Origin of the sequence: Lysinibacillus sp. NPDC086135 (assembly GCF_044746345.1) — a bacterium.
In the GTDB taxonomy this organism is placed as follows: Bacteria; Bacillota; Bacilli; order Bacillales_A; family Planococcaceae; genus Lysinibacillus.
In genome coordinates this window covers 75,907-100,921 of record NZ_JBIVCA010000013.1, presented here as the reverse complement: position 1 = coordinate 100,921, position 25,015 = coordinate 75,907, and the positions used below count along the sequence as shown (strand labels likewise).

Here is a 25,015-nt window from a genome sequence, read left to right as displayed (position 1 = left end):
TCATCTCCTCTAAATTGAACTCGTATTTTCAATGTTGGCTCCATTTAATACGCCTCGCCTTAACAACACTATTAAACACAATGTTGTTCCGAAGCCCCCTATAAATAACGTAGTTTGAAGCCCAAATATAGAAACTAATAATGCACTAGCAAAACTTCCTAATGCCCAAGCTCCCCAATTAAGGGTACGTTGTACAGCATTTACTCTTCCTAGCATGTGACTTGGTGAAGCAAGTTGTCGTATGGTTGCAGCATAAGGGCCAAATACACCTTCTCCCATACCATGTATGATACTTGCAGCTACTATACCGTAAACGGTTCCCAAATAGCCCATTATCGGTATAAAGGACAGACCGATCACTGATACAGTAGCGCTATAAATAAGCATTTTTGTATTATTAATTTGTTGACTTTTTTTTACGAGAATCGTATTGCCTATTAAAAATCCTACTGCTGCCGAACCTACAACAAAGCCTATTTCAAGTTCAGATAGACCCATTACCCTATAGAGGAATATAACTAAAATGCTATTTAATATGTATTTAAAAAAACCGTAAACTGCGCCACAGCTCACAATTGGTTCTAATACAGGGTGACTTTTGAAATATATCAAACCTTCATGTATGTTTTTATAGATCGATTTTATATTTACGTTTTTTAAAGAGCCTTCTGTATGCGGTTTAAACCTTGAAATAAATAGTACACACAAAAAACAAACAAAATATGTTACTGCGTCAACAGTGAATAAGCCTGTTAATCCTACTAGAGTAATTACGATTCCTGCTAGCATAGGACCAATTACAATAGAAAGAGACTCCGAAAGGGCTAGTTGAGCATTTCCTTTTTTTAAGTTGTCTTTATCTGTTAATACTTCCGGTAAGAAAGAAGGAATTGCAATGTTGTAAAACGTAGTAAATATCCCATTTAAAAACATGAGTAACACCAATAGAGGGAACGTTATTATATTTGTTACAGTCAGTATGAATACTGATAAAAATAAAACGCCTTGACATATACTACAAATTAACAAAACCTTTTTTCTATGAAGGATGTCTATTAAAGCACCGGCTACTAATCCAAAAATTAGGTAGGGTATGAATACAATCCCACGAAGTAATGCCGCATTCGACTCACTTGTTTCTAGCACCTCTAATGCAAAAAGAGGCAAAGCTACTACTGTAAACTGGGTACCTAACAAACTTATAGACTGTCCTAGCCAAAGTTTGTAAAAATTTAATTGCTTGTTATTTTTCATAACACACCCCTATTCATTCATATTTATAAATTACCCAAGTGTTTACGATATAAGTAAGATCAGGTGAAACCTATCTTTCATCTAATGTCTGTACCACATACAAATTCGAAACCTGTTATAAAAGTGATTTTAGTTCCAAAATGAAGACTTGATGAGTACTTTTATAACGCTAAGGTTCGAATCCCTTCTGGCTAATGAAAAGTTCATCTTCCGAAAAATACTGCCGCATTCGTTTATAAACCATTTGATAGACGGATGGATGATACCATTCTTCCATTTCCAGATTTCTATATAACGCTTGTAAGCCCATCCTGTGTGTGCGTTTACCACCACTGCCGTCCCCCATAAAATAATCATCAATACATACTCGGTTAACCAATGGACGTAATATTTCTGCAAATCCCTCGCTACTTGGTAATACGGGAGCGATGGCAACCTGTGTAGGAATACCGAATTTAGCAAGCTGTTGGAGTGTTTTAAGCCTTGCCGGAATAGGAGGAGCATAGGGCGAAAAATGTTTACGAATATCTTCCCTATCTGTCTCTACTGTCATACTTACCCGAACTTTATCTTTAAAATGTTGCAGTAAATCGATATCTCGACTTACCAGTGGGCTTCTAGTCTGTACTAATAGGAAGTCAGGTGGATCTTCTACCATAACTTCTAGTAAAGATCGCGTCACTTTTTCCTGATACTCAATTGGTTGATATGGATCTGTACTTGATGACATAAAAATGGTTACATTCCCTTTAGATTTGGCGCGATGGAGCTCCTTTTTTAATAAATTCGCAGCTCCGTTTTTAACATCGACCCAATTTCCCCATTCCCCTTCTCGAAAAAGAGATACAGGCATTTCGCGTACATAACAATAGGAACACCCAAATGAACAGCCTGTATAAGGATTTAGGGAATGAGTATATCCAGAAAGAAAGCCAGTCCCTTTATTCAGAATGGTTTTCGGACTTTTATAAAATAATTCACTTTTCATGATGAACCTCCATTCAATCAATTACGCCTCGGCGTAATTGCGTCCAAATTTTGAATTGCGCTTGCGCAATTAACTCCCTTCAAAATTTGTGACATCCGCCGGAGGCTTAACTTGAATCAGCAGGGAGTTTGGACCCCCTCTGATTTATATGTATCTTCGTATTCATCCCTCCATTTATAGAAGTGGGGGACTTCTGCTGAATCAAGTTAAACGGCAATATTTACTCATTGCTAGATGAAGCTCGCTTTTCTAGATCCAGGAGCAGTGTCTTCATTTCTAAACCGCCCCGATAACCAGTTAATGAGCCATTCTTTCCTATTACACGATGGCACGGTACAGTAATTAATACCGGATTAGCCCCAATAGCCGCGCCTACAGCACGAACAGCTGCTGGCTTATTTATATTGTTTGCAATGTCGGAATAGGATGTCGTCCGTCCATAAGGAATTTCACAAAGGGCATTCCAGACTGCTAGTTGAAATGGCGTACCTACGTACTCAAATGGAACAGTAAAGGTTTTGCGCTTTCCTTCTAAATACTGAGTGATTTCAACGACATAAGGTTCAAGCTTTTCATCATCGTCAACAAGAGGACTTCCTGGAAAGCGTTTCTTAGCCCATTCGAACAATTCCTCGAATGGTTTGTTCGGTGAACCTACAAACACAAGCCCCTTTGAAGTTGAAGCAATATAAAAATGCCAATTCTTAAACTTAAGTAAAGACCAATAAAGGGTTGGTTTATTCTTTGTTTCCATTGTACTTTTCCCCCATTTTACTCATTTGACGAAATTGTGCTGGTGTCTGTCCAGTTTTCTTTTTAAATAAAGTAATAAAATAAGCCGCGTTAGTCATACCCACACATATGGCGATATCTCCAATCGCTTTATTTGTCTGAATTAAATACTTTTTAGCCGCGTGTACTCTCACTTGTTGTATATACTCAACCGGCGTAACGCCTTTAATCTTTTTAAATGTTCGATGCATATGATACGGACTCCCGTGACAAATAGTTGCTAACGATTCTAGCGTTAATTTTTCTGTGAAATTTTTATCAATGTATTCAGTAATTAAATTAACCCACTCGCTATCAGGTAGATTTTCATTAGTAGGCTTGCACCGTTTACAAGGGCGAAAATTTGCGCGGAGGGCTTGTTCTGCGTTTGAAAAAATGCATACATTTTCTTTTTTCGGAACGCGAGATTTACAGGATGGTTTACAGAATATCCCTGTCGACTTTACAGCATAGAAAAATTGATGATTGTACGCTGCATCATTATTTAGTATTGCTTGCCACTTTTCATCTGTTATCATTTCTACATCATTCAAAATTCTATAACCATGGTTTTCTTTATGTCCGTTATTAATTCTATCCGGCATTTATCTCACCTCTCCTTACAATATACTCTCATTAAATTCAGAATGTACAATTCTGGGAATAGAATAGCAAGATATTGAAGTTTAATTTTTATTTAGAGTCGTGAAAAATGATTCCAAGACCGTATCGTTCTCCAAAAGTAACCGTGCTTACACCGTGACGAACCGTATTTTTATAATATCCTTTTTTACCTAGAACAGGTCTATAGTTTGTAGGAAAGATCAACGCACTGCCTTGTTCTAAAGTAATGACGTGTCCCCTACTCTGAGCACGAGGAATTTGTTCCACTATTAGCGATTCTCCACCGCGAAAGTCTTTATCTCGTTGATTTAATACAAATACTACTTGAAACGGGAAAAATATGTCGCCATATAAATCTTGATGCAAACAATTAAACCCGCCTGTTTCATACTTTAATAGTAAAGGTGTCGGTCTCGTTTGTTCATATTCTTCACAGGTGTTCAAAAAATCTTGAAGATGATTTGGAAATTGTTCGGTTTTCTTTAAATAATCCAACCATCGATTAGCTGTTTTGGCCAATTCTAAATAAAAGGACTCTCTTAAACGTTGGATGATTTCAGGTAATGGATAGGAAAAATATTTGTACTCCCCATTCCCAAAGCGATATCTCGTCATATTGATTGTCGTTCTGTATGACTCTTCCTCATAATACAATGCTATGAACAATTCACATTCCTCTTTTGTTAAAATCGCTGGAAGCTTTGCAAATCCTTGCTCATCTAATTCATTTTGAATTGAATCCCAATTTAAGTTCTCGATGCGTGTTTTTAAATCTTGGACCATTGTTATCCACTCCTTTAGCATTCTTGATAAATAACACTATAACCTCATAAATAGAAAAAAATAAGGTGTTTAGAATGTAATAGCAAGATAACAAAATTAGGTAAGATTATTATGTGATAAAGTAAAAGTACAATAGAAAATCGTATTTAGATGAGGAGAATGAAAAAGTGACATGGAACGAAGTCAATGATGTTATTGTAATCACATTACCTGGAAATTTCGACATGAATGCTAACCTAGGCTATCTAACAAGGGAAAAAAATGAATGTATGTATGAAATAGAGAACGATAAAATTACAAAAGTTATTGCCATTGGAGAAATTCGGTCCTTAGTACAGATCAGCGTAATCAATAATAAACAAATGGTTGTTCAATTCCTAAATGATTGTAGACCTATTGACAAGTGGCAGCGGGAAGAGATTGTCAAATATATTCATGAATGGTTTGATCTTGATAACGATTTAACGCCATTTTATGAAATGGCAAAGGCAGACCCATTACTTAAAATGCCCGCCCAAAAATTCTATGGAATGCGAGTTATAGGCATTCCTGATTTATTTGAAGCTTTATGTTGGGGAGTTTTAGGGCAACAAATTAACTTAACCTTCGCGTACGCCTTAAAGAGGCAATTTGTAGAAGGATTTGGCGATTCAATCGAATGGAATGGTAAAAAGTATTGGGTGTTCCCATCGTACGAACGAATTGCACAGTTAACACCTACCGACCTAGCAGATATTAAAATGACGGTGAAAAAAAGTGAATATATTATTGGAATTGCCAAATTAATGGCAAGTGGAGAATTATCGAGGGAAACATTAATGAAAATGAACTTCAAAGATGCTGAGAAGAGCTTAATTAAAATACGAGGAATCGGCCCTTGGACAGCCAATTATGTTCTCATGCGCTGCCTCAGGTTCCAGACAGCTTTCCCAATCGATGATGTGGGTCTTATTAATTCGATAAAAATTTTACGTAATATGGACCGAAAGCCGACGAAAGATGAAATCTTAAAAATATCGTTTCCATGGAAAAACTGGGAATCATACGCTACCTTTTATTTATGGCGTGTCCTATACTGAATAATTATCACTTAAACCGGAATGTCTCCATCAAGTTAATTAGTTTATTTCGAAAGGAATCATCTTACAACGGTGATTCCTTTCTTTTTTTCCTGGAATATTACCAAAATATAAATTGTTGTCTTTAACAATTTTGCATTATTTCCTACTTCATTCATAGAGCTGTTAGATGGTTTGGTTATTGCTGTCACTTGTTCAACGCCTGTAGCTGTTCCTTTCGTTATTTGAGCCCCCTAGTCTTTCCTTTCTTTATGATTTAAAGCATAGCAAGTTCTTAAGAATTTCTTCATAAATAACCTTTCTAAATATTAATAATTTCCATTTACAATTAGAAAGGTCGACAATATTACCTCAATTTAAGCTAATGGAAGTAATCAATTATTAGATGGTCTCTTTTTTTGTGTAAAACCGCACAATATCAGATTAAATCAGTTAGGAGAGTCTCACTTTGGGAATGACAGAAATTTTTAATAATATTCGGTATTTAATGTTGCCTGTATTAATAATTATTGGAATTGAGTTCATACTTATCGCACTATATTATTTTTTTTATTATCGAAAACAGCCGTCAGATCGAAAAAAACAGGTTCCTATAAAGAAACTTGTTCTTGGTGCAGTCTTCATCGGATATATTATTTTTGTGTTGGAGTTAACTATTTTTGGTCGTGGCACTTCCCATTACCTGCAGATGAACCTTCAGCCGTTTAGTGGTTATATTGATGCATGGAAAAAATACTCTTTACGTGATCTTCAAAATTGTATTTTTAATATTTTAATGTTTGTTCCTCTAGGCATTTTTTTACCTTTAATTAGCTCTAAATTCAAAAAATTTAAGTGGCTTCTTCTAATCGTTATAAGTGCTACGGTATCTATAGAAACGTATCAGACACTTTCAGGAGCCGGAATTTTTGAGCTTGATGATTTAATGAACAACTCACTTGGTGGTATTATTGGATATCAGTTATACAGACTAGGGGCTTCCATTGTTCATCACAAAAAAGTAAAAATAAAAAGTCTAGTCGGAAACCTTGCCATACCTCTATTGATGGGTTTGATTTTTGTTGGGATGAATATTGTCTACGCCCAACAGGAGTTTGGTCATTTAGCAATAAACGCTTATACAAAATCGAATATGTCAGATGTGCATATATCAACTTCACTGGAATTAAGCACATTACCAACAGTTGCCCCAGTATATAGGAAAGTCATTAAAAATGATGGAGTTGAGGCCCTATTGCAACAGAAATTAGGATTATCAGCGTTGAATGAACATGTTTATAGTGGTGATCGTGAGATTCTATTGGAGAACAAAGCAGGTTCCCAATACACGTTGTTTATAGGTTCAGAGGGATACTGGTCATTAAAAGAGAATAATTATACGCCAGGGCAAACTACTTTTTCGGGGCAAAAGTCAATGCTTGACATGGCAAAGGCAATGATGGACGAATTTGCCATACTACCCCAAGACGCTGAAATGACTATATTGGATACTGGAGAATTTGCATGGAATCTTAAGAATAGTACTAATTTAAACGCTGATTATTGGACTGGAGATATAATGCTTGATCTTAAACAAGATGGCAGTGTTTCTTCGTTAGCATATAATATTCATATGAATCAATTTAAACGAGAAGTGAACATACTGTCTCCTGCAGAAGTGTATGAGCGAATAAAAAATGGAGAATTTCCCCAAATAAAATATAATGCATTGGTGAATGAAGAAGATCTTATTATAAAAAAAGGAGATCAACTTGCTATAGAATTAATCGAGCTTTCTTATATGTATGATACGAAAGATTTCTATCAGCCAATATATAGAGTTTCTGGAAAGTATAATGGAAATGATTGGTTTACCTTAATTCAAGCAAGACGGTCGTAATTATGAAGCATTTACACATAAGCCCTTTTCTTATGTTTCCTCTATGGATTTTACAATGTTCTATTAAAGCTTGTCACAGCATTGTCAAAGCATCCTTTGGCTTGAATACAAGCGTGTGACAGCACACTAGAATTTAAGCGTAAACGAGAACCGCTAATTAATCTAAAATATTATTATAAATCTGTACCTCATATACAAAATAAGGTGCAGATTTATATCTCACTCCATCTTATCTATACCCACCATAGTAAGAGATGGAAACGTACTTGTTTGTATAGCTGTTCTATGTAGTCCAAACTGCTGGATTTTCAATATCATACGCTTGTAGAGCATTCGTTCCATCAGTTTGGTAGATAGTCTAACTTGTATTTCTGCCGAGATTCAATGTAATGGAAAATAATTTTTAGGGTAGATCGATGTTACCGACAACATTCTATTTTTTATTACGAATTACTACTTTTTCTTCTTCTCCTTCCCATTGAATTAGAATAGGTACATTATTAGGAAGGGCATTACACGGACCGCCGCACTTTACATGAATTTCAAATTCCTCTTGGTTATTAAATTCGCCATCGCCAAATGTTGGGTTGTGAGAAGATTCATATATTTCGTATTTAAAATTTAATGGTTTATTTTCTTGTCCAATATAAGAGATGATATAGCGCCTATTGCTATCCATTTCGCTTACCATTTTTACATACCAATTATCACTTTTTCCTTCAAAATATTGTTTTTTAAATTCTGACTGACTTGTTTTTTTTTCATTTGCACAAGCACCAAGTAGCATCATTAATACAACCAGCAATAAAATTTTCTTAATGTCTACTCCAATAATTGATCATCACCCTTCCCGATTTATGGTCATCTAAATGTTCTCTTTACTGTAAAATTTCAATTTCAGATAATAACTTCGTTTCTTTATTTTTATGTCAAGGATTCCTCATTTAAAATCCCAAACCGAAAGTTAACACAATGTTTGCAACTAATGTATGTATTACATATATTGAAAATATTGGTTAAATATACTTTAAATAGTAATTACCACGATTTATACGAATAATCCCTTTTTGAACGATAAATTAGGAGCACCATCCGATAATTTGAAGAGTTATGACAATATTAAACTTCAAGTCTGAGACGATCTGAACTCGTTTTCTTTAACATAGGTACAAGAAGATTTAGCGAATCGAATAGATGGAAATGGGAAAAAGAACGGATATTGCCCCTTCACCCGCATTTAATCCCGCTTCTGGCATCCTTTCAAAGTTGTTTAAGATTAAATCAAATTTATCCATCTGGAACCTGTTTTCCTGAAGCTAATATTATTTATAATGTTTGGATATGAAATCAAAGCCCTTGCTGCAGCGACTCTCTGCGCTTAAATACAATAAGTTTAAATGAAGGCGATAACCTTCTTCTTTCTAACCTATATATTACTTCAATCCTCTTTTTTCAAAGGATCTTTCTCAATGATTGTTTAATATAGATTGTTGCTCTTTGATGTTGACTTAGTAGAATAAGAAGATGTATTTTTACAGAGTGCAGAAGTAAATATATGGGGATATATCGACGATTATGGAAGAGGTAATAGAGTAAAAAGAGCATGTTCTTTACTTTATGTAGTAAAAAGCATGCTCTTTAAGTAATTATTTTTATATTGTAATAAAAGTCTGATTTACGTTTATTATTATTGGATTTCGTCAGTATGCTCCTTAGCTATTTCATCGATAGCATTCAGATACTTTATTACCATCACTTTTTTGTAAATTAGTTTTGATCAGGTTCTATATAGTAAGGATTTATATGAATAAGGACTTCCCCTACATCTGGGTATTTATTTAATATTTCATTTTTTATATCACGAGCTATATCATGTCCTTGTTTAATTGTTAAATCATGATTAAGTGAAAGTCGAACGTCTAGAATCTTATAGTGACCGTGTTCTCTTGCACGGATTTTGTCTATTCGTTTTACTTGATAAAATTCATGAATAGTGGCTTCATAACCGTCTAAAAGATACTGATCCACGCTTTTTTCCATTAAAATATCAACAGAAGGTCTAACTAATTCCATTGCGATTCTAAAAACAAAATAGGCTACTAAAGCACTTGCGATTGCATCCGCGTATAACAAATATGTCCATCCAATTGCATTTCCTATAATCGCTAAGAGGACTCCTATAAATGCTGCAAGGGAAGCAATAATATCACCTTTATGATCATAAGCAATCGCTATTATAGCCTTACTATTCCACTTTTTCCCCTGTTTTATGGAGTATCTATATAATATTTCTTTCGCTATGTAAGAAATTATAGCTACAATCAATGCACTGTACTGTGGTACACCGGGTTTATCAAAAAATGCTAAAATTGCTTCTACGAATATATAGAGTGAAACTAATATTAAAATAATGCCAACGATCGCTTCACTAATCACCTCTGCCTTACCATGCCCAAAGGGATGATCCTTATCGGGTGGTTTATTAGAGATACCTACAACTGCTAGCACAGCAATCGAAGCTACTACATCTGCCCCAGAATGGATTCCGTCTGCAAATACAGCCTCACTACCTCCAAAAAGACCAAAGAAGATTTTACCTATCATTAGCATTAGGTTCGATACAAGTGCAATCCATGCAACTTTTTTGCTAATTTGTTCTCTCTCACTAACCATTTATTTCTCCTCCGATTAAGAGTTTTAAAACTAAAAAATGAAGGAAGAAATTCTCCTCGAATACCCTTAACCTACTTCATTCAATTCATACTCAACTATGATATCAGACGAATATCGAGTGGGTCTACAACAACCTTTTTTACCATTACTAAATAAATTTAGATCATAAAAATAAGTTGCCTCAGACCAAATTTAACAACTCGTATTTACTGTTCTTTTCTCTTTCGGAATATCTTTCAAATGGATTCTTTATTAACGTGTAATTGCAAACTTTTACGTTAGGCTTTGCATTTGGTATATATTGTATTTCAGAGAGTCAGGTAGCAGTGGTTCTTGCTCTAGCATTGATTCAACCCTGGGGTCGCTTGCTTGTACTTTTTATCGCCTTTGTAGCGTGTACAATGTTGACAATTGGAGGAATCGTTGGTCTTGCGACAGTACTGTTTCAAATAGGGAACACAACACACCTTCCAACTGCTTTGGGTGGACTGATTTTCCCTCTATTCACCATCATTTATACATGCTTCTTATTTTGGGGCATTATGCTGTGCATAGCAGCTTGTTTCTATGCACAGCGGACACGTCGCTGGTGTAAACACTGTCAAATGGCGGCTGGTTAAATGAAAAGAAGCTATTTTGAAAAAGATAATCAAAATAGCTTCTTTGCTTCTTACATAATGAGGTTTATTAAAACTTAGGAATATTATTGTATCCTTCGATGATATACCCAAATCCTTGGTTGATGAGAAGGTCCGCTACCGGTCGAAGAATTTCCTGTTTACTTTCCACGAGATATTGTGCTTTTGAGCGAATGAGTTGATCAAACATTTCACTTCGTTTTTCTCCAACAGCTTCCCAAGATTGTTGAGACTTCAGTAAATCTCCTAACGTCAAGAGAGGATAATCAATTCCGTCAAAAGTGAAATCACCATTCACTTGATACCAGACATCTCCATTCTCTCGTAACCATTTTTCTCCGATGTTTTCAATACCCCGTCTCATATTTCTGGCTACGTCTAAATAGGATTCTTCCTTTGTTTGTTGATAGGATTCCAGTAAGAAATTCATTTCTCCTAAAGCATGATTTAAAGATGTATGTGTCTTCTTTGTCTGCTGGAGAGAATAATAATCGGTCACAAGGTAACCACCTTCGGGAACTTCGATTATGTTGCCATTTTTCGTCTGATCGACCAAAAAGTCTGCATAGGTGATCGTCGAGTTTTTGAGTTCTTTGATGTCAAGCATGTCCCCTGTTTTTTTTAGGAATAGCGCGACATTCTCGTTATGCCTAGTATCGGTATAGGGAGCTTGGATTCCGTAATCTTTTTTCAACCACGTACTCGTATACTCCGTTTCCCATAACCCTTTGTTATCTCCTTGAAAAATAAATAAGTTCGCAACAGAATTTAGTAGCAAATCGTAGAAGTATCGCTCCTGTGTAGTTTCATAGTAATTTAACGCTTTTTTATCTTGGACCCTCACTAGGTTTCGTCCATATCCTAATTTTGTTTCCGGTTCGATCGACCATGGAAGTTTTGAATAAGGCCCTTCTGCTGTATACCATTTGTTCGTTTCTTTGTATTGTTTAGTACTTTGGCTAATCCATTCATCGAGCGCTTCTTCTTTCTTAAATAGAGGCTCTTTAGATAGTAACAACCAGTTTTCAGATACATCATTTCCAACTGATTGAAGTGGAAGCGTTACAGTAAGGCCATTATCATCATGCATTAATTTCAAGTCCTTATTTTCACTCGTCAATTCTCGGACGACACTTTTGTCCCCGTTCTCATAGTTGGTTTTTAGTTCTTTCGATATGTAGTTTCGGCTTATCATCATATTGGTCACTAAGTTTTCGTGTTCCTTTACTGTTAACAGGCCGATAGGATAGGTGGTTGGATCTACACCGTATACATGATCGTGCTCATGTTGAATTTCCTGGCGTTCGAAATCTGTCAAATCATACTTTATATTTCCGCTTATAGGGTACGATATTGAGGCACTATAACCTTTACTGCTTTTGTTTTGTAATTGAGTGAAAATGAAGAAATCCCCATTATCGATTTCTCGAACAGTGACCTTGATGAAACCCATGTTTTCCCCATCTTCAAATAAATTATAAATAGTTGTTTGATCTGTTGAACGAATATATGATTTATTTGAACTATTGGTTTTTTGCAGTAGTAAACCATTGGCTTCCAAATGTAATTGTGCGGAGTTTGGTAATTCTAGTGAAACGCTCTCTTTGGGTTCAATTTCTTTATTTTCATCTTCTTTTAATGACCATGTAATCAAAATCATGACGGCTAACACGAAACATAAAATGCTACTCCAGATTTTTCTTTTAAACAAATTTTCCCTCCAAAATGTAACGATTCTTCAAAATAAAAGTCACCCAAATTATACCAGTGTTAAATAAGAAAAACAATTTTTCCTCCATAACTAGTTTACATAAATATAATTTAGAATTAACTAAAGAACAAACTGTTCAGTTACAATAACGATGTATATTTGTGAGTTCTAACTAATACTGTCACAGGTAATTAGATGGCGTCAGTTCTCGTTTTAATGGTCTGCCAGAACCCATTTTCCTTGAATTTGTGAGCCCAATTATTCCATTCTTTTCATAGGCTTTTTCCCACCTATAAGCTGATTGTTCGATTCGTTTCATCCCTATAACATCCACATCAAAGTTGTTCTCCATAAAAATTTGTCGAGGGAGTTTACCGGAGAGATACTCATCCATAAATTTATTTTTAAAAGCATCAGTATATGTAATAGCTCTTTCGCTAACACGTTTTACATTAGGATTCTTTTGAAGTATTTTTATCTCATTAGTTGAAAATGTTATCTTACTCCTATTGTCCCCTATCCCTGTATCTTGAATTTCAAATATATAAAAAAATACCCGTAGATAAAACACTCCTTTTTCTAGTGTCCTAACTACAGGTACCATATTAGCTTTCGCTACTCTTTTTTATAATGAAGCGCACAAACTACTTAGTTTTAATTCTATTTTTTAATTCGTTTTTTATTTCTGATGCATGTAAATCGATATTTTTTTTATTTTTCAAAGTTTTTTTAAGCTCTAAAAATCCAAAGATTAGCATTGCTATAGCTAGAGGTATAAATAAGAGTAAAAACACCTCTTGTTTTATTTTATTAGTAGTTAATAAAAGTAGTACAAGGATTGTTATTACAGTAATAAAGCTTACATATTTATTATATTTGTTGGACATATGATTCACCCTCTCTTTTTTTCGAAATCATTTGATTTATCTGTCACTTTAGTCTAACATGGTATATTATAACATAAATGGGGGTGCGTGGTATGAAATTAACGAAGAAATTAACTAGTTTATTTGCAACTTTTCTTTTATTGAGTGCAACTTTAGGGAGTGCAAATGCAGATTCATTGGTTCCTTCAGCGGCTATAATGACAGAAGAAATCACAGGTACTAATGATTTAATTAAAGCTAACGAAAATGGTGTTGCGGAAAATGATTTTAATATTGTAAATCTACCTAGTCAGTTTGATGATGGGATTCTTGTGAAAAATAAGGAAACCGGAGAAGATTTAAAAATCGGTGTCCCGAATAATATGAATTTAAGTAAACCTATAATTACAGAATCGGGGAGCTATGAGTATAAAAATGACGGTCCAGTAGATTTGATTTTACAACCGACGGAGTTTGGTGTTAGAAGTGTTGTGAATATTAAAGATTCGAGTGCACCAAAGGAATATAAATTTGAGTTGGATATACCGGAAGGACACAAGGTTATTTCTTCTGCAGATTATTTTGGAGATGTTCCTGGAAGTGAGTTAGATACAGAAGAAGTCTTTATTGTAGATGAAAATAATATTGTTCAAAGTGTTTTTGGTAAAGCTTGGGCAGTTGATGCTAATGGTGCAGATGTCCCGACTAATTATGAAGTAGTTGATAATACTTTAATTCAAACCGTGAATTTTAATGAGAATACTGCATTTCCTGTATTGGCAGATCCAGATTGGGTTGCGATAGGAGCATGTAGTGCAGCTTTGGTATGGTTTGTTGGTTCAAATTTATTTGTAGCAGCTAAAATTCTCAAAGTGAAAAAGTATGTTCAAGCTTTAGGTGGTTTTAAAGAAACTGCAAAATTAATTGCGGGTGCTACATCTTGGGAAGAAAAATTACGTGTGGGTGGATCAGCATTACGTAGTTTAGCAGCAGAAATTACAGGTGTTACAGGTATGTATGCGTGCACTCAATTCTTTAATTAAGAAATAATGTGAAAATGTTATAAAATGATTTTATATCTAGAAAGAATAAAAAATGAATTTTTATAGTAACTCATTAAATAATTTAAAAAGGTAAATCCGATCTCGATTTACCTGCGACGATTCTTCTTGGCTGGAGAGCGTTGAAAAAGAGTAGACAAATGTGTCTGCTCTTTTTTTTGCGGTGCGGTGGGCGCTACGTGGCGGTTGTCAATCTAAATTTGCGGTACCGGACCGAAGGGAGGATAAGGAGCAAACCCTCACTGCACTCGAACCCTCTTGGCACTGAATCGAATGCATTTGGGGGCTTTACTAAAGTATACAACTATATTGTCACTATTTTTTGTGAGTGGGTTGTTCCATGCAGTTTAGAACGCCTCCTAGTATACAACTTTATTGTCTGTAAACACTAACCCATTAGACGAAGAGGTGGCTGTTTTCAGTTTTTACTCGTTTTTTAACTTAAGCACAATACTGATTCCAGACGCATTGTTTATTGTGCGAAAGCGAAGCGACAGCAACAATTGATACTCATTTAGACCTTCTCAGATGGAAAGATATGAAAAAATGAAAATAAAAAAATTCTTTTGATGCAAAATTTCTGAATACCGAATGCCATCAATAGAATTCTTTTATTTATTTTATTGCTTATATTCAATTCAAATAATAATAAAGTAAATTTCGGCCATTTTCCTCGGTGATGTAAGCGAGAAAATTATATTTATCTTCAAAATACCAGTCAGTTGAACGGAACGGTCTATTGTAATTATAGTTTAACTTTAACCTCAGTACCGTCTTTAGCTTTGACATCAACTAGCACGATTCCTTTATAATTTTTCAGTTCCTTGACAATAGGCTTTAGCGCATCTTTGTCAATTAGCGGAAAGGTAAAGTCCAGCTTTTTTCTTTCGAAGTGCTCTTTTGTCCATTTGTTTGCTTTTTGTTGAACAAATTTTGAAGACAAAATTGAAATAACAAAGTTTAAAAAAGCATATGGAACCGGGATGGTGAACCGAACGTCTTTTGCTTTCACTTTTACATACATCATAAGCAAATCACTATTCAATAATGACCGAAACGGTATCCCCGTTAGCCGATTTAATATCAACAATTTGGCCATCTAGTTCATTTTCGATTGCTTCGATAATAAGGTTTATGTCTATATCTTTAACGTATTTTTCCGATTGAGGAATACTCGCTGCGATACTGTGTCCAGCCATTAATACAACCTTGACAAGCTTTAAAGGTAAATTGACCGTGACGTTATCATTTTCGGCTGATACAACGCGAATTTTTAAAGTCTTATCTAAGTATTTAGTCGGTTTTTCTAAAAGATTGTCATCCGTTTCTGCTTTCTCTTTTAATACTTGAATTAGTTCCGATGCCTTCTCTGCATCAATCTTACCTTCTTGAACCATTGTTAACACTCTTGAGATTTCCTCTTTCATAGTAAATTCCTCCTTATTCTTCTTTTAAGAGTTTGATGGCTTCTTCTGGTGTGATTTCGCCATTTTCCAACATAGTGACAACTTTTTTCTCGTCTACTTCATTTTTCTTCTTCTGCACATATCCAAGGGATGAAATGATGTCTGTTAGCTTTCCTCGGACTGTTGGATACGAAATCCCTAGTTCCTTTTCAACTTCTTTGATATTCCCTCTGCATGTTAAAAATACTTCCACAAAATGAAGCTGATCCTTTGATAAGGATGCCAGCTTAGATAATTCAAACTCATTTTCAATCGTCGTGTGACAATGAGAGCACTGTAACTTTGTAATTTTCAACGTTTTACTACAAACAGGACAATTTGTGATTACTTTATAAGCCATAATGAAGTCCTTTCCTTTTAGTTGATTTGATTATATAACAAATAATTAAAAATGTGAATCATAAAATTAATTTTTACAATACATTAAATCAATAATCTTAATTAGTTATTTAATATTATTAAAAATCCATCTTCTTTCCTTTATTATTTTATTCCCTTCTCCCCCTAAAGAATTGCCACCGGGTAAGGTTGTTCTAGGCGTAGACGTTATATTTCTATTTTGATAGCAATAATACAGTTTTTCATTTTTAGTTTATTAACTGTTATAAACATCCAAATAAACACTTTAACTCCTTTTCATCCAATTATTCTAACTATTTTTAGTAAAATTGCCCATGATTGTTGCAGAAGTTTTACACAATTAAAATTAAGGTTTCAATTTTGCTGTTTAAGGGGAATCGGTAATATTAATGAAAAATAACTCATGCCTGTTTCATGCTATTCTTACTTTATTCAATTGCGAAAGCTTTTTGAAAGGAGTAGGTTTAATTGAAGAAAAGATGGTTATTACCGATTTTCGCATCGTTTATGTTCTTCACAGGTGTGGGTGTGCATGATGCACAAGCGGCAACGATAGCAGATTTAACAAGTACAGCAAAAGCATATATAGGTGTTCCTTATCAATATGGAGGAACAGATATTAAGACAGGTATAGACTGTTCAGCATATACACAAATTGTTTTTTCTAAGTTAGGGATTTCACTACAACGTACATCTACAGCTCAATATCAGCAAGGTACTTCGATTGCTAAAAATCAGTTGAAGACTGGGGATCTTGTATTTTTTAATACTTCGGGAAGCGGTGTTTCCCATGTTGGCATATACATAGGTGACAGCAATTTTATTTCAGCTACTACAAGTTCTGGGGTTAAAATCGATAAAATTAATGATCCTTATTACTGGGGATCTCGTTACGTAGGGGCAAAACGCATTGCAAATTTCACTGAAAATGATTTGGGAGAAGTAAAAGGCACTGAAGTTGACTTTAGCGTATATGCATCGCGTGGAGAGGTAGCTCTTAAACTAGCAAATCAATTACATTTAGATACTAGTAATAGCAATTCAAGTTTTCCTGATGTAAGCCCATCGTCTAAATATGCAGGTGCTGCGGAAGCACTAAAAAAACTCGGCGTTTTTACGGGTGATGTAAACGGAAAATTCAATGCAGGTTCTCCTATAACACGTGGACAATTATCGAAAGTTTTAGTGGAAGCATTCCATTTAAAACAACAAGGAACAGCGTTACAATTTGTTGATGTTCCAAGTTCGCATTGGGCTTACAATTATGTAGCCATTCTCTCTTCCAATAAAATTACAATTGGTAAAGGTAACAATATGTTCGGCGTGGAAGACAATGTCACACTCGTACAATTAGATACCTTCCTCCAACGATTAGCTCAATAACTTCAAGAAAAGGTGTTTCATCTATGGATGAGATGCCTTTTTTTCGTTCTTTTGCTTCTAGGCACTATCATTTTACACTCCCCCACACTAGACGTATAAAAAAAGCCAGTACAATTGTACTGACTTAAAAAATTTAGCTTGTTTGATTTGGAACAAAATAGCATTAAGATACATGCGATGATGGCTAAGATTATCATAAAACAATTAGGCATCACTTGACCCAAAAATGGCGGTAAGTGTGCGAATAGTTGCTACCGTAATAGTTTACGTATTTTTGATAGTTCGTTCTCGAGGATGCGATGGCAAAATAGCATTGTATAGTTCTAGAGATGCGGGATGCTTGTATGCTCCATCTTTCCCAATCTCCTCAACTAGCTGACCATGTTGCATCACGAGGATTCGGTCTGACATAAAACGTGTTGCTTGTAAGTCATGAGAAATGAAAATGTAAGCAAGTTGCATATCTTTTTGAAGTGTTTGTAGTAATTGTATAATATGCTTCTGCAAGATCATATCAAGACTACTAATGGCTTCATCTAAGACAATCAATTTTGGATTTAAAGCAAGAGCTCTTGCGATGTTGACACGTTGCTGTTGCCCGCCACTAAGTTGTGAAGGATAGTTTTGAGCAATTGTACTTTCTAACTCCACGCAGTCTAGTAATTCCTTTACTTTATGTTGTCTATCTGTTTTACTGAAACATTCGAAATTAAGGAGGGGTTCTTCTATTATCTCAAAAATCGTTTGCTTCGGATTAAATGAATGATAGCTATTTTGAAAGACTGCCTGTAAATCTCTACGTATTATTTTTTTGTGCTTACTTGTTGCTTCGTAAAGATTAATACCTTGAAATAGAACCTCACCTTTTGTTGGTCGTTCAATTCCTAAAATAATGCGGCCTAAAGTACTTTTGCCTGAACCACTCTGCCCGACGATTCCTAAACATTCACCCTCCTGAAGCGAAAATGTCACCTCTTGTAATACAGGGTCTTTCCGTCCTCGTTTGAACATGAATGGTTTGTGACCATAATGCATCTCTATATTGTTCACTTCTAGCAGCGTCATATTTTTTCACCTCTAAAACATAATTCTTGATTGTAAAAGTTTTTTTGTATAGGGATGCTGAGGTGCATCAAAAAAATTATAGACATCCGTGTGCTCTATTATTTCTCCTTGATACATCACGGCCACATCGTCAGCTAGTTCAGCAATAACACCAATTTCGTGCGTTACAAGAATAATAGCGGCTTCCGTTTCCGAGCGAATACGATGAAATAGTGTTAATACTTGTTTTTGATTGACTGTGTCAAGGGCTGTCGTTGGCTCATCTGCAATATAGACAGAAGCTTGTATCGCCAACGACAAAGCAATCATCATTCGTTGTAACATTCCGCCACTTAATTGGAAAGGATAATAGTGCAAAAGCTGTTCTGGATTAGGTAAATTGACTTTATACATAGCATCAAGGGCAATCTGTCTCATTTCTTTTTTAGTCATTACAAAGTGAGCTTTTAATGATTCTCGAAAATGGCTTTCGATTGTTTGAATACGATCAAAAGCTATAGACGGATTTTGCATAATCATCGACAGATGCCTACCACGATACGTTCGCAATTTAGTGGCTGATACATTCAATAAATTTTCTTGTCGGTAGATAATTTGGCCTTGGGTAATCTGCGCCGAAGCCGGTAATGATTGCATGATGGCGTGGCACAGCATCGTCTTTCCACTACCACTTTCCCCTATAATCCCTAAAACACGCCCTTTATAGGCTGTCAAATTAATTGAGGTTACTATCTTTTTCTCACCGATTTTTACCGTTAAGTCTTGCAATTCTAAAACTTTCTCCATAAATCCCCCTTTATTGGTCAAGCTTCTTGAAACTACTTACCAAATAATTCAATAATAGCACAACAAAAACGATGGCAAGTCCAGGATAAAGCATTAATTCAGGATGTTGACGGATATATTGTTTTCCTTCATTCACCATCATTCCCCATTCAGGAATGGGGGCTTGCACGCCAAGTCCAATAAAAGAAAAACCTGCGATTTCTAAAATAACCTTTCCTATATCTAATACGACAATTGTTACGATAGGAGGCAGTAAATTGGGGATATAATGGCGTATGATTAATTTGATTCCTGAAGTACCACTGATTTTTGCTGCTTGAATAAAATCTTTTTCATTCATCCCAATAAACAAACTTCTTATCAATCTTGAATAATAAATAAATTGCGTAAAAATAAGTGCGATTAACACATTTTTTAAGCTAGGCCCTAATAAACCTAAAAGTCCAAATGCAAGGACAAGTGTAGGAAAAGCTAATAAAATATCACATATTCGAATAAATAGATAATCTATCATCCCTCTTTTTAGCGCAACAAATGCACCTAGTAAGATCGCTAAAAGAATGGCTACTATTTGAATGACGAGCGCAGATCCTAAAGAATAGCGAATACCTAAAAGTAATCGTGAGAAAACACATCTTCCTAGATGGTCTGTACCTAATGGATAGTCCCCTGTTGGACCTAAAAATTTCTTTGATATATCGACCGCTAAAGGATCATGGGGCATTAAAATTGGCGCAAACAGTCCCAACAAGCCAATGACCAGCAGTATCGTTAGACTAAATAATCTTTTAACATTTGCACGTTTTTTATGTAATAGACTCACTTCAATCTCTCCTGTCCTTCATCATCAGATGAGGATCCAATAGCCGATGCAACACATCTGTGCATAAATTTGCAAGCACATAGATGACAGCAATAATCAATACATAGCATTGTACAACCGGGTAATCCCTGTTAATAATGGATTCGATTAAAAACCTTCCGAGTCCAGGCCAACTAAAAACCTGCTCCACAATTACTGCACCACCAAGTAAATTACCAAGTGTCATACCTAATACAGTAGTCAACGGAATAACAGCATTTCTTAAAACATGACGTACGAGGATCACTGAGTTTTTTAATCCCCTTAGCTGTGCATATTGAACATAATGCTGTTGTAATTCTTCAATGATGGTTGTACGGATAAATTGAACGAATAACCCAATTGTTGGTAAAGATAGTGCGAGTGCGGGTAAAGCTAGATGTGCTAGTGTGCCCTTTCCATTTGTCGGGAAGATCCCTAATTTCAGACTAAATACATATAGTAGTAAAAAACCTAACCAAAATGTTGGAATCGATACACTCATGATAGTCAATAGTCTAATTATTTTATCGATGATGGAATGCTTATACAAGGCACTTATGATCCCTAATGGCATACTTATTCCTAAAATCAACACAAATGCAGCAACAGCTAATTCGATAGTTGCTGGTAATTTTGCGAATAGCTCATGCGCTACTGGTAATTTACTAACAAAAGATGTCCCAAAATCTAAATGTAAAATGCCTTTTATCCATAACAAATATTGAATAAGAAAAGGTTTGTCAGTTCCAAGTTCTTCACGCAATGCTTGAATGGCTTCCGCTGTTGGCGCAACTCTTGCCAATCTAAGAATGACCTCAGCAGGCTCTACTGGAACGAAACGAATAAATACAAAGGTCAGGATTGATACGCCCAATAATACAAAAGGCAATGTCAAAATTCTTTTTAAACAAAACATCCATGTTGATTCATACATGCTGTCACTTCCTAATCAATCCTATGATAAAGAGAGAGCTGTCTTTGATCGACATACTCTCTCTTTTACAGTTATTTTTCTTTTTCCATTTGTGCATATGGAATATCATATTCAGATGCACGTGGAGCAAAATCTTTCATATATGGCTGATAAATCACGTTATTTGTTTCGTAAGATATAGGATAGAATAGTGCTTGGTCATGGAACTTTGTTAAAATATCCGTATAAAGTTGCACGCGCTCTTTTTCATCTGTACCTACTAATAATTGATGAATTTTAGTATCGATTTCTTTAGCATTTGGTAAGCCTAATTTTGCTTCATAGACACCATTAGCGTTTGGTGTAGCTGATTCATTAGCAAAGCTATGTGGATCTGTTGGTGGTCCATTTGTACGCCAGAAATTAATATCAACTTGATTATCCATTAATTTTTGCAGACCTACAATCACATCTGCGCCTTCTAAATTCAACTGTACCCCTATTTTTGCTAGTTCACCTTGCATTAGCTCCGCCATTGGCTTTTGAATCGCATCTGTAGCAATGTAGATTAAATCTAACGTTAGTGGCTGTCCGTTTTTAGAGCGAATTTTTTCACCCTTCTGAAGCTTCCATCCCGCTTCCTCTAACAATTGTTGCGCTTTTTTGGGATTATATAAAATTGGCACTAAATCAATATTGGCATATGGAATAGCATCCCAAAATAGTGTATTGGCAACCTTTTCTGTACCATGTGTAATACTATCAACCATTTGTTCCTTATTGATTGCATATTGAATCGCTTGGCGAACCTTCAATTCTGCTAACGGGCCAGACTGTGTATTGAACAGTAGCGCTTTTGTAGACAAAGGTTCAGACGTAGCGGTTTTATATTTACCACTATCTTTTAAATACGTATAATTATCTAAACTAATAATGCCTCGACCATATATTAAATCTAATTCTTCGTTTTCAAAGGCCAATGAAATAGATTCTGAATCAGGGATGATTTTTACTTTTATTTGTTCTACAAGAGGTTTTTCCCCCCAGTAGTTTTCGTTGCGACTGAATAGAGCGTACTCATCCTTTTTGTAATCTGTTAAAACCCATGGGCCTGTCCCAATTGGCGCATTAATTGCATCTTGGGTCGCATCACCTTTAGGGAATCCATTATCACCTAAAAAACGGAAAGGTCTTACAAAGGCAAGCTCGTTTAAAACAGGATAATACGGTTCATCCAGTTGCAAACGAATTGTAAATTCATCCACTTTCACAACCTCTTTTATATGGTTTATCATACCCATCCAAGAATGCATATCACGATTTGCTAAAACGGCATCAAAGTTTCGTATTACATTATCTGCATTAAAAGCTGTTCCGTCTGAATACTTAACATCTTTTCTTAAATGAAAAGTATAAGCAGTTTTATCATTAGAGATGTCCCAACTTTCTGCTAGTTTCGGCGTAATTGTTCCATCATCGTTATATTCAACCAATGATTCATAGACCATTGCTTGTGCTGTCATTTGATTTGGTAAATATGTATGGGGATTTAATGGACCTACATCTAATGGCCACCCAATCGTGATCATTTTTTCGTCTGTCTGTTGTTTCGATGCTGTCTCTCCCTTTCCATTGCTTGTACAGCCCGTGAGTAAACTGAACATCAAAATAAGCGTGAAAGGAAGTAAATACTTTGTCAATCTCATTTTCTGTCTCCTTCTTTGTTTGTGGTGCACTAAATAAAGAATTTAAAGATTGAAAGAAGGCATAAAAAAACCTTATTCCAAAAGAATAAGGACAGAATAACTTACTTTAAGTAAGCCTCTATCCATCTCCCTATCTTTCGTAGATCATCAATGAATCTCTTTACAAGCAGGCATTCTGGCTCATGAATCATGATTTTGCTTCACCTTCCCAAGTAATTACTCAGTGGTTATCGAAACAAAACTCCTCATTTACAGCTGCGGGACAGCATGGGATTTACACCCATTTTCCTTTTAATTGAATGAAAGCTTATTTCACTCAAACTTGTAATGGTTGCTATGAAATTAGTATTAAACATAACAGGTTTAAACATAACATGCTCTAATGTTCACGTCAATTTCATTTTCTGAATATAATAAAAATCTTATATATTATGACTAACATAACAAGGCTAGGTATCTTAACCCTGACCTCGTATAACTACTTTTTATTTTTAGTCACGCTTCTTCAATGAAAACAGAAGATAGATCGTATCAATTTCATGGGATTCTTCCAAAACCCACGAGGTTTGGCTTAAAATCCGCTGCAATCCCTCTAGCCCAAGATATTGGATTTGCACGCCAACAAACTCTGTAAATCCCAAGTATCCCGGATTTACATGCGCTCGGTCAAAAATTAATGAACCCGTGACCCTAGCGTCCTCCGGAGAGTTAGTATAGAAATGGTTTAGATTTTCAATAATATCTGAATCCGAACCGTACTCAAATAGACCGCCCTCCGATGAACAGAGCTGAATCCAGTCGAAACGTTCTAAACACATCTTTAATAATGCCTCTGGTTGATTCCAGTCATAATGAATAATATTGAGGGTAATGTCCAGGTCTTGAAAGCGTTCCCCTGGCTTCTTCAAAACGTCGATGCATCGTTTGGCAAAATTGGGGCCGTAAGTATCGATATCTAAAATATTGATTTCAATCTTGCGTTCCTTTAATAATTCTGGGTCCGATTCTTGAATGAGAATTAAGGTGTTAATACTGTCGGTAGCGGCTCCCCCAGCGATATTGAAGAAACAAAGGTTCCGTTCAGGGAATTGCTTGAGCTGGGGGAGCAAAATTTCCGACTGGCGCCGGCAAAGATCCCTCAGCCTGATCCGAAGTCCCGTGAAAGAAGTTTGCTTCACCGCCCACTTGTCCCGGAAACCTAATTTTATCCCGGTGGTTAAGTCGGGGCCAAGTTTGTACAGCAAAGTACGCATGCCGCTAAGATAGGAATTGTCAAAATTCGACATTTCCACAAAGATGTTGCGGATAAAGCCAGGCATCTTTTTTAATGATTCAATGCTCTTGGCTGACTTGAGACAGCTCAAATGATACGCTTGTTCATCAATACTTGCGTTGAAAAGGGGATGTGTAATATCCAAAATCGGCAATTGAATATCATTCTCGAAAACGGCATAAAGAATTGACTTATTTTGATTTGCATTGTCCACTTTATCACCACTCTATTTATCAATTTTCAAACCCATTTAGGTGATCAAACAACAAATATATCTTCTCCTCGATCTTCTTATATAAATTGAAACGCAAACTTTAAACCGATAAGAATAGTTAACCAAAGCAGAGAGTTGCTCAATATTATTCTGAAACAAGAAGCATTTTCCAATTTGTTTTTGGTAAGAAATTTCCACATCAATAGTACCCCAATAGCCCATATCGGTAGGATTAAAAAGAATTTTGGTGTTAAAGTTTCAGATTCACCTAATGAACTCTGTCTTTTTGTTTTGATATTCGTGAATTGAATATTAATAACTTCACCATCTTCAAAGAACGTACCCGCTTATTGCTCTAATAAATAAAATATCGGTAGTACTATCAATCCTAGTAGAAAAAGCAGCGGCATCGCGGAAACAATTAACGCAAAAATTCTCAACTTCCCCTTTTGGCTAAAAATGCAGTTAGAAATGAAGCGATTATTAAAGAAATAACCACAATGTCCCCAATTTCCGAGTTTCCGTTCACTTCAATTGGTGTAATAAAGACGAAAATAATGAACAAAGAAAACAATAACAATGAAATAATACTTAAATATTTTTTTAACACCATTACCTCACCTCATCTGCACCTTTAGTTTAAGGCTACTGGGAAAGTCCACTTACAAATGGCGGTTG

Annotated in this window: 25 protein-coding genes and 1 riboswitch; of the genes, 5 read left to right on the top strand and 20 right to left on the bottom strand. The window is 35.5% G+C overall.

The window, feature by feature from the left end; translation table 11 throughout:
• Positions 1-9 precede the first annotated feature (9 nt).
• From ACIPKN_RS17225 to ACIPKN_RS17205, 5 genes are all read right to left on the bottom strand, one after another.
• Positions 10-1,254, bottom strand: coding sequence for an MFS transporter (locus ACIPKN_RS17225; RefSeq protein WP_400938211.1), 1,245 nt, complete (start codon positions 1,252-1,254; stop codon positions 10-12).
• Positions 1,255-1,423: 169 nt separating this feature from the next.
• A complete protein-coding gene (locus ACIPKN_RS17220; protein WP_400938208.1) occupies positions 1,424-2,242 on the bottom strand; it encodes an SPL family radical SAM protein in 819 nt (272 codons plus the stop codon).
• Between the two features lie 220 nt (positions 2,243-2,462).
• Positions 2,463-2,996, bottom strand: coding sequence for a methylated-DNA--[protein]-cysteine S-methyltransferase (adaB, locus tag ACIPKN_RS17215; protein ID WP_400938205.1), 534 nt, complete (start codon positions 2,994-2,996; stop codon positions 2,463-2,465).
• Positions 2,980-3,618 carry a bifunctional transcriptional activator/DNA repair enzyme AdaA gene (locus ACIPKN_RS17210; RefSeq protein ID WP_400938202.1) on the bottom strand — a complete coding sequence of 213 codons (639 nt, stop codon included), beginning with the start codon at positions 3,616-3,618 and terminating at the stop codon, positions 2,980-2,982. Before ACIPKN_RS17210 ends, adaB begins: the two co-directional genes overlap by 17 nt.
• 88 nt (positions 3,619-3,706) lie before the next feature.
• Complete coding sequence (locus ACIPKN_RS17205; protein ID WP_400938200.1) at positions 3,707-4,420, bottom strand: 2OG-Fe(II) oxygenase; 714 nt, start codon at positions 4,418-4,420, stop codon at positions 3,707-3,709.
• A gap of 167 nt (positions 4,421-4,587) precedes the next feature.
• Between ACIPKN_RS17205 and ACIPKN_RS17200 the strand changes: the two genes are divergently transcribed.
• The gene (locus ACIPKN_RS17200; RefSeq protein ID WP_400938197.1) at positions 4,588-5,499 is read left to right on the top strand and encodes a DNA glycosylase; all 912 of its coding nucleotides are present in this window, start codon (positions 4,588-4,590) and stop codon (positions 5,497-5,499) included.
• Positions 5,500-5,953: 454 nt separating this feature from the next.
• Positions 5,954-7,378 (top strand): VanZ family protein, encoded by a 1,425-nt coding sequence (locus tag ACIPKN_RS17195; RefSeq protein WP_400938329.1) that lies wholly within the window; start codon positions 5,954-5,956, stop codon positions 7,376-7,378.
• A 433-nt stretch (positions 7,379-7,811) separates the two neighbouring features.
• On the opposite strand, the gene ACIPKN_RS17190 is transcribed toward ACIPKN_RS17195, so the two are convergent.
• Together ACIPKN_RS17190 and ACIPKN_RS17185 are read right to left on the bottom strand one after the other, a co-directional pair.
• Positions 7,812-8,168, bottom strand: a complete 357-nt coding sequence (locus ACIPKN_RS17190) for a hypothetical protein (RefSeq protein WP_400938195.1) — start codon at positions 8,166-8,168, stop codon at positions 7,812-7,814.
• 977 nt (positions 8,169-9,145) lie between these two features.
• The gene (locus ACIPKN_RS17185) at positions 9,146-10,051 is read right to left on the bottom strand and encodes a cation diffusion facilitator family transporter (RefSeq protein WP_400938191.1); all 906 of its coding nucleotides are present in this window, start codon (positions 10,049-10,051) and stop codon (positions 9,146-9,148) included.
• A 263-nt stretch (positions 10,052-10,314) separates the two neighbouring features.
• Between ACIPKN_RS17185 and ACIPKN_RS17180 the strand changes: the two genes are divergently transcribed.
• Positions 10,315-10,671, top strand: coding sequence for a hypothetical protein (locus ACIPKN_RS17180; protein WP_400938188.1), 357 nt, complete (start codon positions 10,315-10,317; stop codon positions 10,669-10,671).
• A 67-nt stretch (positions 10,672-10,738) separates the two neighbouring features.
• Here the strand turns inward: ACIPKN_RS17180 and ACIPKN_RS17175 are convergent, their stop codons facing one another.
• The 3 genes from ACIPKN_RS17175 to ACIPKN_RS17165 all read right to left on the bottom strand — a co-directional run bounded on the left by ACIPKN_RS17175 (position 10,739) and on the right by ACIPKN_RS17165 (position 13,287).
• A complete protein-coding gene (locus ACIPKN_RS17175) occupies positions 10,739-12,400 on the bottom strand; it encodes a hypothetical protein (RefSeq protein WP_400938185.1) in 1,662 nt (553 codons plus the stop codon).
• Positions 12,401-12,581: 181 nt separating this feature from the next.
• Complete coding sequence (locus tag ACIPKN_RS17170) at positions 12,582-13,004, bottom strand: HTH domain-containing protein (protein WP_400938183.1); 423 nt, start codon at positions 13,002-13,004, stop codon at positions 12,582-12,584.
• Between the two features lie 40 nt (positions 13,005-13,044).
• Entirely contained in the window at positions 13,045-13,287 is a 243-nt protein-coding gene (locus tag ACIPKN_RS17165; RefSeq protein ID WP_400938180.1) for a hypothetical protein, read from the bottom strand.
• A gap of 92 nt (positions 13,288-13,379) precedes the next feature.
• Between ACIPKN_RS17165 and ACIPKN_RS17160 the strand changes: the two genes are divergently transcribed.
• Positions 13,380-14,309, top strand: coding sequence for a hypothetical protein (locus ACIPKN_RS17160; RefSeq protein ID WP_400938178.1), 930 nt, complete (start codon positions 13,380-13,382; stop codon positions 14,307-14,309).
• Positions 14,310-15,072: 763 nt separating this feature from the next.
• On the opposite strand, the gene ACIPKN_RS17155 is transcribed toward ACIPKN_RS17160, so the two are convergent.
• The 3 genes from ACIPKN_RS17155 to ACIPKN_RS17145 are packed head-to-tail and all read right to left on the bottom strand — an operon-like array spanning position 15,073 to position 16,133.
• Positions 15,073-15,354 carry a hypothetical protein gene (locus tag ACIPKN_RS17155; RefSeq protein ID WP_400938176.1) on the bottom strand — a complete coding sequence of 94 codons (282 nt, stop codon included), beginning with the start codon at positions 15,352-15,354 and terminating at the stop codon, positions 15,073-15,075.
• Positions 15,355-15,364: 10 nt separating this feature from the next.
• Positions 15,365-15,754, bottom strand: coding sequence for an SHOCT-like domain-containing protein (locus ACIPKN_RS17150; RefSeq protein WP_142508126.1), 390 nt, complete (start codon positions 15,752-15,754; stop codon positions 15,365-15,367).
• Between the two features lie 13 nt (positions 15,755-15,767).
• Entirely contained in the window at positions 15,768-16,133 is a 366-nt protein-coding gene (locus ACIPKN_RS17145) for a DUF2089 domain-containing protein (protein WP_018393054.1), read from the bottom strand.
• A gap of 488 nt (positions 16,134-16,621) precedes the next feature.
• Here ACIPKN_RS17145 and ACIPKN_RS17140 point away from each other — a divergent pair, with 488 nt between their 5' ends.
• Entirely contained in the window at positions 16,622-17,536 is a 915-nt protein-coding gene (locus ACIPKN_RS17140; RefSeq protein ID WP_400938173.1) for a C40 family peptidase, read from the top strand.
• 264 nt (positions 17,537-17,800) lie between these two features.
• Here the strand turns inward: ACIPKN_RS17140 and ACIPKN_RS17135 are convergent, their stop codons facing one another.
• The 7 genes from ACIPKN_RS17135 to ACIPKN_RS17105 form a co-directional block, all read right to left on the bottom strand.
• Entirely contained in the window at positions 17,801-18,601 is an 801-nt protein-coding gene (locus ACIPKN_RS17135) for an ABC transporter ATP-binding protein (RefSeq protein WP_400938170.1), read from the bottom strand.
• A gap of 12 nt (positions 18,602-18,613) precedes the next feature.
• Positions 18,614-19,387, bottom strand: coding sequence for an ABC transporter ATP-binding protein (locus ACIPKN_RS17130; protein WP_400938167.1), 774 nt, complete (start codon positions 19,385-19,387; stop codon positions 18,614-18,616).
• Between the two features lie 10 nt (positions 19,388-19,397).
• Positions 19,398-20,210, bottom strand: a complete 813-nt coding sequence (locus ACIPKN_RS17125) for an ABC transporter permease subunit (protein WP_400938164.1) — start codon at positions 20,208-20,210, stop codon at positions 19,398-19,400.
• Between the two features lies 1 nt (position 20,211).
• A complete protein-coding gene (nikB, locus tag ACIPKN_RS17120; protein WP_400938161.1) occupies positions 20,212-21,165 on the bottom strand; it encodes a nickel ABC transporter permease in 954 nt (317 codons plus the stop codon).
• Between the two features lie 71 nt (positions 21,166-21,236).
• Complete coding sequence (gene nikA / locus ACIPKN_RS17115; protein WP_400938158.1) at positions 21,237-22,850, bottom strand: nickel ABC transporter substrate-binding protein; 1,614 nt, start codon at positions 22,848-22,850, stop codon at positions 21,237-21,239.
• Between the two features lie 148 nt (positions 22,851-22,998).
• Positions 22,999-23,191, bottom strand: a riboswitch (cobalamin riboswitch).
• Between the two features lie 150 nt (positions 23,192-23,341).
• Entirely contained in the window at positions 23,342-24,337 is a 996-nt protein-coding gene (locus ACIPKN_RS17110) for a hypothetical protein (RefSeq protein ID WP_400938156.1), read from the bottom strand.
• Between the two features lie 436 nt (positions 24,338-24,773).
• On the bottom strand, positions 24,774-24,950 hold the full coding sequence (locus tag ACIPKN_RS17105; protein WP_400938153.1) for a hypothetical protein: 177 nt from the start codon (positions 24,948-24,950) through the stop codon (positions 24,774-24,776).
• Positions 24,951-25,015 lie beyond the last annotated feature (65 nt).